Source organism: Arthrobacter sp. Sr24, assembly GCF_054511175.1.
On the sequence record NZ_JBTNDB010000002.1, the window covers coordinates 224639 to 233289 of the forward strand.

Here is an 8651-nt window from a genome sequence, read left to right on the forward strand (position 1 = left end):
AGGCGACGGCACCCGAATCTGGCGGATACCCTCGGCGCAAACGTGCGAAGCCTATTCGAAAATGGTCCGGGTCCAACAAACCCGTTCCGGGTGTAAGTCTAGTAAGCAATCTAGACTGTAGGCCAATCTGTGCCACGGCGCGCTGAGTAAATCAGGCAAAATAGGCCAGATTTGCGGCGAACGTGCTTCACATTATGACTAGAATCGAACGCGGACGGCTCCTATTTGCTTCGTCGTCTGCCGAGACCGTCCACTGGTCCGCACCATGGTCCACTGGTCCGCACCACTGAGGGAGTGCCATGCGTTTTCTGACCCAACCCGCCACCGATCTGACTTACTCGGACGTTTTTCTGATTCCTTCACACTCCACCATCACCTCACGACTGGACGTTGATTTATCCAGTGTGGACGGGACGGGGACCACCATTCCGCTGGTGGTTTCCAATATGACGGCGGTTTCTGGCAAGCGTATGGCTGAGACCGTGGCCCGGCGCGGCGGGATGGCGATCCTGCCTCAGGACGTGCCGCTGGAGGTGCTGGGTCAGGTCAGTGCGTGGGTCAAGCAGCGCGATTCGCTCTATGAAACTCCGCTGCTGATGACGGCGGGTGACATTGTCATCGACGCCCTGCACCTCATGGGCAAACGCTCCCACAATGCCGTGGTGGTAGTTGATGGCAACGATTTTGTTGGCGTAGTTCGCAGTGCCGACTGTGAGGGAGCGGACCGTTTTGCTTCGCTCGCCTCGGTCATGCGTTCGAACGTGTTGACGCTGGACGCTACGCCCTTTGACGAGATCCGGACGCAGGCCGACGCCGGCGACGTTGATTTTGCGCAGGCCAAATCGCTGACCGATGCTGCTCTGCGCTCTGCCTTCGCGGTGCTGGATTCTGCAGGTGCAGATTACGCCCCAGTGCTGCGTTCCGGGGAAGTTGTAGGGGTCCTGACCCGGCTCGGCGCGCTGCGTTCCACCATTTACCGGCCGGCTGTTGACGATTCCGGCCGTTTGCGGCTGGGCGTTGCCGTGGGCATTAATGGCGACGTTGCCGGTAAAGCTGCTGCATTGTTGGATTACGGTGTGGACACGTTGGTGGTAGATACCGCCCATGGACACCAGGCAAAGATGTTCGAGGCGCTGCGTGCGGTTCGTTCGCTGTCGCCCTCCGTCCCGGTGGCTGCTGGCAACGTTGTCAGCGCCGCCGGTGTGCGGGATCTGGTGGCGGCCGGCGCCGATATCATCAAGGTAGGTGTGGGCCCCGGTGCCATGTGCACCACGCGCATGATGACGGCTGTGGGAAGGCCCCAGTTTTCAGCTGTTTTGGAATGTTCGACGGCGGCTGCCGAGTTGGGTGCCCACGTCTGGGCCGACGGGGGAGTGCGTTACCCACGCGATGTGGCTCTTGCCTTGGCTGCCGGCGCTTCGCAAGTGATGATCGGTTCATGGTTCGCTGGCACCTACGAGAGCCCAGGTGACTTGCAGGTGGATGCTAACGGCCGGCAGTTCAAGGAGAGCTTTGGTATGGCCTCAGCACGGGCAGTGCAGAACCGTTCCTCAGGCGACGCCGCTTTTGAACGGGCCCGAAAGGGACTTTTTGAAGAGGGAATCTCCACGTCCAAGATGTATCTGGACCCAGCTCGGCCAGGTGTTGAAGACTTGCTGGATATGATCACCGCCGGGCTCCGCAGCTCCTTCACTTACGCTGGCGCTTCCTCGCTGGCCCAGTTCCATGAGCGGGCCATCGTTGGTGTGCAGTCGGCCGCCGGTTATGAGGAAGGCCGACCGCTGCCACAGAGCTGGTAACCATTCGCTAGTTTTGATGACCGTTCCCACGGAATCAGCCTCGGATTGATTCCTCCACACCCGGAAAACGACTCCGATTATCCACAGCTTAAACGGGGGTCTTCCACGGGCTTGTCCACGGGGCCACGCTGGGATCATGACTAATTTGCGCGGCGGGAAGCCGTTATCAGTAGTTGCCGAGATTCAAAGGTTTGGGAAAGTCGCCCGCCGCAAGGATTTGCTGGCCCGCGGATGCACGGACTGGGGGCTGCAACAGGCTGTGGATTCCGGGATGATCATCAAAGTGGAACGCGGATACTTCGCCCTTCCAGGTGCTGATCCGATGGATATTCGGCTGGCACACTTCCAAGCCAGGCGCACTTGCCTGAGCAGGGCCAAACAGCTTGGGCTGTGGTTGATCCAAGAGCCAGCCCTTACGCACGTCGCTGCCGCCCACGGTAATGCGATTGCCGGTTGTGTGGTGCACCGGGTAAGTGGCCCCCAGACGATCATGGACATTTTGCGGCAGTGCATACGGTGTGGCTCAGAGCTGGACGGGCTCTTGGTCTTGGAGTCCGCGGTAGCGCTCAAACTCTGCACCATTCCAGCTTTGCGGGCCGAGTTCTCGCGCACCGGCGATGCCCGGGCGCGGGCTGTTATCGCTATGCTCGATCCGCAATCGATGTCCATCGTTGAGACCATCGCAAGGTACTATCTTCGGCAGGCGGGATACAACGTTCAATCCCAGTACTACCAACAAGGTGTCGGGCGTCTAGATCTTTGGATTGATGGTCTGCTTGGACTTGAAACCGACGGAGCTGCTTACCACGACAACCCAGATGGCTGGGCCACTGACCTGGTGCGGGACACCTTGTTGACCATCAAAGGCATGTGGCATCTGCGAGTTTCCGCACGGGTTGTCTTGGAACGTCCTGACTTGATGCTGGAATGGGTGAGTCAAGCCATGGACAGGATCAATGCCACGCCCCAGTGAAATGCGAGGACAAGATGGTGGGATTGTAGCCATCTGCTGGAGCGCAATTTTTTTATACGTTGAGCGGTGGGGTCCTAGCTGCGGTGCAATGAAAGTGACGCAGGTAGAGCGGGCTGTACGTGCGTATAAATAAAGTGGGCTTTGGTTATACGCGTTCGGGCTGCCGCGTGGTGCGTATGGGGTCCGGTTCCACGGTGTCCAGCGAACATTGGCCATGTCCGGCTTAGCCGTGGTTACGCCCTGGCTTCACCGGCAGCCGATCCGCGCCATATCGGAGATTCCGGCTGGGTACAGCGGCCATGGACAGGATCAATGCCACGCCCCAGTGAAATGCGAGGACAAGATGGTGGGATTGTAGCCATCTCCTGGAGCGCAACTTATTTATAAGTAGAGCGGTGGGGTCCTGGCTGCGGTGCAATGAAAGTGACGCAGGTAGAGCGGGTCGTACTTGCGTATAAATAAAGTGGACTTTGGTTATACGCATTGGGGCAGCCGCGTGGTGCGTATGGGGTCCGGTTCCACGGTGTCCAGCGAACATTGGCCATGTCCGGCTTAGCCGTGGTTACGCCCTGGCTTCACCGACAGCCGATCCCCGCCATAGCGGAGATTCCGGCTGGGTACAGCGGCGGGTTAAGATCTTGCTGGTGCTGGCCCGGTGGATCCGCGAATGGTCAAGTGGGTTGGCAACACGGATTGGCTGCGCGGCAAATTGCCGAAGCCCGGATTGATCCTGCTCAGTAGCATCGTGACCGCTACCCGTCCTGCCTGTTCCACAGGAGCCGTGACTGTGGTTAGCGGCGGACTGCAGAAGTCGGCTCCGAAGATATCGTCACAGCCGACAATGCTGATGTCTTCCGGTACCCGGACACCCCGGGCCTGAAGCCGCTGCAGCATGCCGATGGCCAGGAGGTCATTGAAGGCGATACCTGCTGTTGCGCCGGAATGGACCAGGGCATCGGCGGCTGCCGCCCCTGCATACGTCTGTGGCGCAAAGGGGCCGAGGCGGACCACAGTCACCTTGCGATCCTCCGCAGCAGCAGACAAGGCCGCCCAGCGGCGAATGTTGGAGCTGGAGCTGTCCGGGCCGGCCAAGTAGGCAATGTGACTGTGCCCCAAAGAAATCAGGTGATCCAGCGCCTGGTTGGTGGCGGTGGGGGTATCCAGTATTACCGAAGGAACTCCAAGGACATCACGATTGATGGTAACGATCGGAATCTTTGCTGCGGCCGCACTCAGAGCCTCGTCGCTGAGACGTGGAGAGGTGAGGATGACGCCGTCGGCCGTTTGGAGTAATTGCCCTATTGTGTTGCTTTCCACCTCATCCGATTCCTCTGTGTCGACCAGTAGTTGCGTGTATCCCGACGCTTTCAATTGGAGTTGCGTGCCCCGGATGATGTCAAAAAAGAAGGGGTTAGTAATGTCGGAGACTAAAACGGCAACGGCTTTGGTCCGGCCCGAGCTGAGCGCTTTCGCCTGAGCGTTGGGAACGTACTTCAGCTCAGCAGCAGCCGCCTCGATGCGAGCCCGTGTCCGGAAGTTGACGCGGCCTGGCGTGGAGAGCGCACGGGAAACTGTTGATGCGGCCACTCCTGAAAGTGCTGCGACATCATGAATCGTGGCAGGTTTCTTCCCGATGGCACTCAGCCCCTGAGCGGGACCGGTGTTGGGGCTGGTGCTAGGGGGAGCACTCATGAGGCACATCCTTGTGATGAATACAGTGAAGAGACAATGAAAAAGAAGCGGCAAAGAACAATCGGTGAAGAAAAATCGTAGGGCGGTAAACGCAGTGAGCAGTCAGCACGAAGACACTCAATGTGACGGACAGCACTGTCCCTTATTGCAAGAGTACGGTTAATGGCTAAGAATGGCAATCGGTTGTCATTCGTTTGTTTCGAGGCTAAACTCTCCACTAGAGCAATCATGTGAAGTGAGTCACCGGCCATCAGGTGCAAGTTTGGCGTTAAGCAGTATTAGCGGCCGGGACAAACCTCACGCCAAACTACGTGGAGGACCGCCATGACTAGCACCGTGAACCCGACCTGGACCCTTTCTGGCTTCGGCGATGAAATTGACCCCGATCCCAAAGTGCAGGCAGCTGTCATGCTGGCCCTCGGTGCAAAGCACATTGAAGTTCGCAGCGCTTGGGAGACCAATGTGGTGGAACTCGACGATGCCCTAGTAGCGGAACTGAAAGCGATCTTGGATGGAGCCGGCCTCAAGGTTTCCGCCGTCGCGAGTCCCATTGGCAAGGTGGACATTTCCCTCCCGGCTGAGCATGAGGTGACCCGTCTGCGTCGCATCATCGAGGTGGCCAAGGCCCTGGATACCAAGTACATCCGCATGTTCTCCTACTTCAGTGGTGAGGATCAGAGTCCGGAAAGCATTCGCGACGCCGTCATGGAGCGTATGGTGCTACTCGCAGCGGAAGCAGAAAAGGCCGGCGTCGTTCTTATTCATGAGAACGAGAAGGACATCTACGGCGACACGCCTGAGCGCGTCCTGGACCTCATGGAAACCGTCAATTCACCGGCCCTGCGCGCCGCGTGGGACAACGCCAACTTCGTTCAGGTGGGCGTCAAGCCATACACGGATGCCTACGCCATGCTCCGCCCATACTTGGAATACCTGCAGGTTAAAGACGCCATTGCCGGTAGCGGTGAAGTTGTGCCCACTGGCAAGGGCGACGGCCAGCTCGTCGAGACGCTAACTGCGCTGAGCCAGGACGGCTACACAGGCTTCGCTTCGCTTGAACCGCACCTAGCGGCACAGCATGAACTTGGCGGTTTCTCCGGCCCCGAAGCCTTTGGAGAGGCAGCCCGAGCATTCCGTTCGGCCACCGACGCCATCGGAATCACGCTCGTCTAAGTCATGTGTTGCACCGGCGGCGTCCATTGGGGCGCCGCCAGAGCTGTTTCAGCAAGTATGTATTAAAACCCGTAGCGCCCATCAGTATCCGACAAAGGAGTCACCATGCCCAGAGTTGCCATCATCGGTTGCGGAGACGTTGCCACAGTCCATTTTGAGGCTATTGCCGCGATCGACGACGCCGAGCTGGTGGCGGTCTGTGATACCAATCCGGAGCGCTTGGCGGTAGCTGTAGCGGCCCATGGAGTGCCGGGATACGCGGATGTGGCGGCGCTGCTCGATGAGGTGCGGCCCGACGTCATTCATGTCTGTACGCCGCATAATCAGCATGCAGATCCGGCCATTGCTGCGCTGGAGCGCGGCATCAATGTCATTAGCGAGAAGCCGCTGGCCAGCACCATGGCCGACGGCGAGCGGCTGGCTGCCGCTGCTGCTGCAAGTTCCGCGCGGATCGGCATTTGCTTCCAGAACCGCTACAACCTGGCGGTGCAGGCCATGTCGGAGCGGCTCGCTACGGGTGAATTTGGCGCTGTGCTTGGTGGCTCCGGAACGGTGATGTGGTTCCGGGACGCGTCCTATTACCAGAACCGTCCGTGGCGGGGCAGCTGGGAAGGTGGCGGTGGCGGGCTCCTCATGAACCAGGCCATCCACACCCTTGATTTGTTCCATGGATGATGGGCGAGGTGACTTCTGTCTCGGGCCACGCTGCCACCCACGCGCTCGGCGATGCCATAGACGTGGAAGATACCGCTGAGCTGGTCCTCACCCACGGCGACGGCGTTCGCAGCGTCTTCTATGCAACGCTGGCCAACTCGGTGAATGCGCCCGTCACAGTGGACATTGTGGCGGAAAAAGCCACTCTGCACCTGCGCGGAGATCTGACTATTACGCACGATGACGGCCGTGTGGAGGTCGTTGAAGAACGCCGCGCTGCATCTGGTGGTCGAGACTACTGGGGTGTTTCGCACCAGCTGTACATTGCGGACTTTTACTCGCAGTTGGGGCAGGACGGTCCGTTTTGGATTGACCCCGTTGAGGCGCTGAAGACCCTGCGCATCATCAAAGACGTCTACGCCCAGAGCTACCCCGAGCGGTTGGCGGAGGTCTCTTAGGGCCCGGCCACACGGCGGCGTGACAACAACCGGTTGCCCTATTCCTATAGGAAATAGTTGCTGATTTGGCACGATCTATTTCGCGTTGGTAACAAATTTAGGCATTTCATGACAAGCGGTTGCCAAAACGTTGCATCGGCAGTAGCGTATTCCATACAACAACAAGTGTGGCGCAAGACACATTGAGTTTAGTTAGACCCCACCCCCTTAGATTCAACTCTACGAACTAGGAGCCAACGATGAAGTTTGGTCCAAAATCAACAGTCATGGCAGTCCTTACTGCTTCGGCGCTGGCATTGACCGCCTGTGGCGGAGGCAATACCGCTGACGACGGAGGCGGCGCCCCGGCAGCAACCACCCTAACGCTGGGAACGCTCCAAGATTTGCGCTCCTGGGACCCGGCACAGGCCCACGTGGGACACGTACTTCAGCCCTATCAGGCGGTCTACGACACCCTGATCCTGCGCGAACCTGACGGCAAGCTCAGCCCCATGCTGGCTACAGCGTGGAAGTATAATGACGCCAACACGGTGCTGACCGTGGACCTGCGCACGGATGTCACCTTCAGTGACGGTGCCAAGTTCGACGCCGAGGCTGCGAAGAGCAACTTTGAACACTTCAAGACGGCCAACGGCCCCCAGAAAGACGGCCAACGGCCCCCAGATGGCCCAGCTCAAGGCAGTTTCCGAGGTAAAGGTTGTTGACGCCGACACCGTGGAGCTCAACCTCACCGCCCCGGACCCGTCCCTGGAGTACTACCTCAGCCAGGCTGCCGGTCTGATGGGCAGCCCCGAGGCCTTGGGGACAGACTCCATCAAGACTGAGCCGGTTGGCAGTGGACCGTATGTCATGGACAAGGCAGCATCGGTCAAGGATTCACTGGCCGTGTTCAACGCCCGAGAAGGCTACTGGAACAAGGATCTGCAGAAGTACAGCAAGCTCAACTTCAAGATCATGGCCGATCTGACCGCACGCACCAACGCCCTGGTCTCCGGGCAGGTCGACGCCACACTGCTGGATCCGAAAACTGGCAAGCAGGCAGAGGGCGCCAAGATGAAGTTGGTGGCAAATGAGGTGGACTGGCAGGGCCTGATGCTGTTCGACCGTGGTGGCGTAAAGAACGAGGCCTTGAAGGATGTCCGCGTCCGCCAGGCCATCAACTACGCCTTTGACCGAAAGACCATCCTTGAGCAGGTCATGTTGGGTCAGGGAACTCCCACCTCACAGCCGTTCGGCAAGGCAAGTGGCGCTTGGACCGAGGAACTTGAGAACGCGTACACTTACGATCCCGCCAAGGCTAAGGCGCTGCTGAAAGAAGCAGGCTACGAGTCTGGTGTGACCATCGACGTTCCTCTCCTCCCGGGCTTTGAAACAGTGCTCTCCGTTATCAAGCAGCAGTTGGCGGACATCGGCGTCACCTTGAACGTCGGAGCAGCCCTGACTAATACCTTTACCAGCGACGTTGCGGCACAAAAATTCCCCTCTTTGTTCTTCTCCGCATTCCAAGGGGAGGCGTGGGTTGCCATCAACCAGATCATCTCTACCGATGCCCTCTACAACCCCTTCGACACCACCAGCCCTGAGTTGCAGGCCAAGATCGATGCAGTCCAAAACGGTGGAGCTGAGGCTGGCAAACTCGCACAGGAAGTCAACAAATACGTCGTCGAGCAGGCTTGGTTTGCACCGCTGTACCGGGTGAACCAGATGTACTACCACAACGACAAGGTCACTGTTGAACCGCAGATCCAGCAGGCGGTCCCGTCAATCTACAACTACTCGCCCGTCAAGTAAGTCCGGCGAAACTCCTTTCCAGTTTCCTGGGGGGGGAAGCGGGAAAAAAAGGGGGGAGGGAGGGAAGGGGAAAGGACAGACAAAGTTCACAGAGACAAAAACGAGCTAGAG

The 8651-nt window shown here is 58.8% G+C and carries 6 protein-coding genes and 1 pseudogene; 6 read left to right on the forward strand and 1 reads right to left on the reverse strand.

Annotation, left to right across the window (positions count from 1 at the left end; all coding sequences use genetic code 11):
* The first annotated feature begins 299 nt into the window (after window positions 1-299).
* Both guaB1 and ACX80D_RS03000 read left to right on the forward strand, forming a co-directional pair.
* Window positions 300-1799, forward strand: coding sequence for a GMP reductase (guaB1, locus tag ACX80D_RS02995; protein WP_459321119.1), 1500 nt, complete (start codon window positions 300-302; stop codon window positions 1797-1799).
* Between the two features lie 136 nt (window positions 1800-1935).
* On the forward strand, window positions 1936-2772 hold the full coding sequence (locus ACX80D_RS03000; RefSeq protein WP_459321121.1) for a hypothetical protein: 837 nt from the start codon (window positions 1936-1938) through the stop codon (window positions 2770-2772).
* A 630-nt stretch (window positions 2773-3402) separates the two neighbouring features.
* On the opposite strand, the gene ACX80D_RS03005 is transcribed toward ACX80D_RS03000, so the two are convergent.
* The gene (locus ACX80D_RS03005) at window positions 3403-4464 is read right to left on the reverse strand and encodes a LacI family DNA-binding transcriptional regulator (RefSeq protein ID WP_459321122.1); all 1062 of its coding nucleotides are present in this window, start codon (window positions 4462-4464) and stop codon (window positions 3403-3405) included.
* 324 nt (window positions 4465-4788) lie between these two features.
* Here ACX80D_RS03005 and ACX80D_RS03010 point away from each other — a divergent pair, with 324 nt between their 5' ends.
* From ACX80D_RS03010 to ACX80D_RS03025, 4 genes and pseudogenes are all read left to right on the forward strand, one after another.
* A complete protein-coding gene (locus tag ACX80D_RS03010; RefSeq protein ID WP_459321124.1) occupies window positions 4789-5637 on the forward strand; it encodes a sugar phosphate isomerase/epimerase family protein in 849 nt (282 codons plus the stop codon).
* Between the two features lie 105 nt (window positions 5638-5742).
* Window positions 5743-6749, forward strand: a pseudogene (locus tag ACX80D_RS03015) (Gfo/Idh/MocA family protein).
* A gap of 239 nt (window positions 6750-6988) precedes the next feature.
* Window positions 6989-7453: an ABC transporter substrate-binding protein gene (locus ACX80D_RS03020; protein WP_459321126.1), complete on the forward strand. Its 465-nt coding sequence runs from the start codon at window positions 6989-6991 to the stop codon at window positions 7451-7453.
* Window positions 7413-8540, forward strand: a complete 1128-nt coding sequence (locus tag ACX80D_RS03025; protein WP_459321128.1) for an ABC transporter substrate-binding protein — start codon at window positions 7413-7415, stop codon at window positions 8538-8540. Before ACX80D_RS03020 ends, ACX80D_RS03025 begins: the two co-directional genes overlap by 41 nt.
* The last annotated feature ends 111 nt before the right edge of the window (window positions 8541-8651 follow it).

Excerpts from the sequence above, each read along its gene's own strand:
- ACX80D_RS03010 (WP_459321124.1), top strand. The coding sequence starts at position 4,789 with ATGACTAGCACCGTGAACCCGACCTGGACCCTTTCTGGCTTCGGCGAT.
- ACX80D_RS03005 (WP_459321122.1), bottom strand. The coding sequence starts at position 4,464 with ATGAGTGCTCCCCCTAGCACCAGCCCCAACACCGGTCCCGCTCAGGGG.
- guaB1 (WP_459321119.1), top strand. The coding sequence starts at position 300 with ATGCGTTTTCTGACCCAACCCGCCACCGATCTGACTTACTCGGACGTT.
- ACX80D_RS03000 (WP_459321121.1), top strand. The coding sequence starts at position 1,936 with ATGACTAATTTGCGCGGCGGGAAGCCGTTATCAGTAGTTGCCGAGATT.
- ACX80D_RS03020 (WP_459321126.1), top strand. The coding sequence starts at position 6,989 with ATGAAGTTTGGTCCAAAATCAACAGTCATGGCAGTCCTTACTGCTTCG.
- ACX80D_RS03025 (WP_459321128.1), top strand. The coding sequence starts at position 7,413 with ATGGCCCAGCTCAAGGCAGTTTCCGAGGTAAAGGTTGTTGACGCCGAC.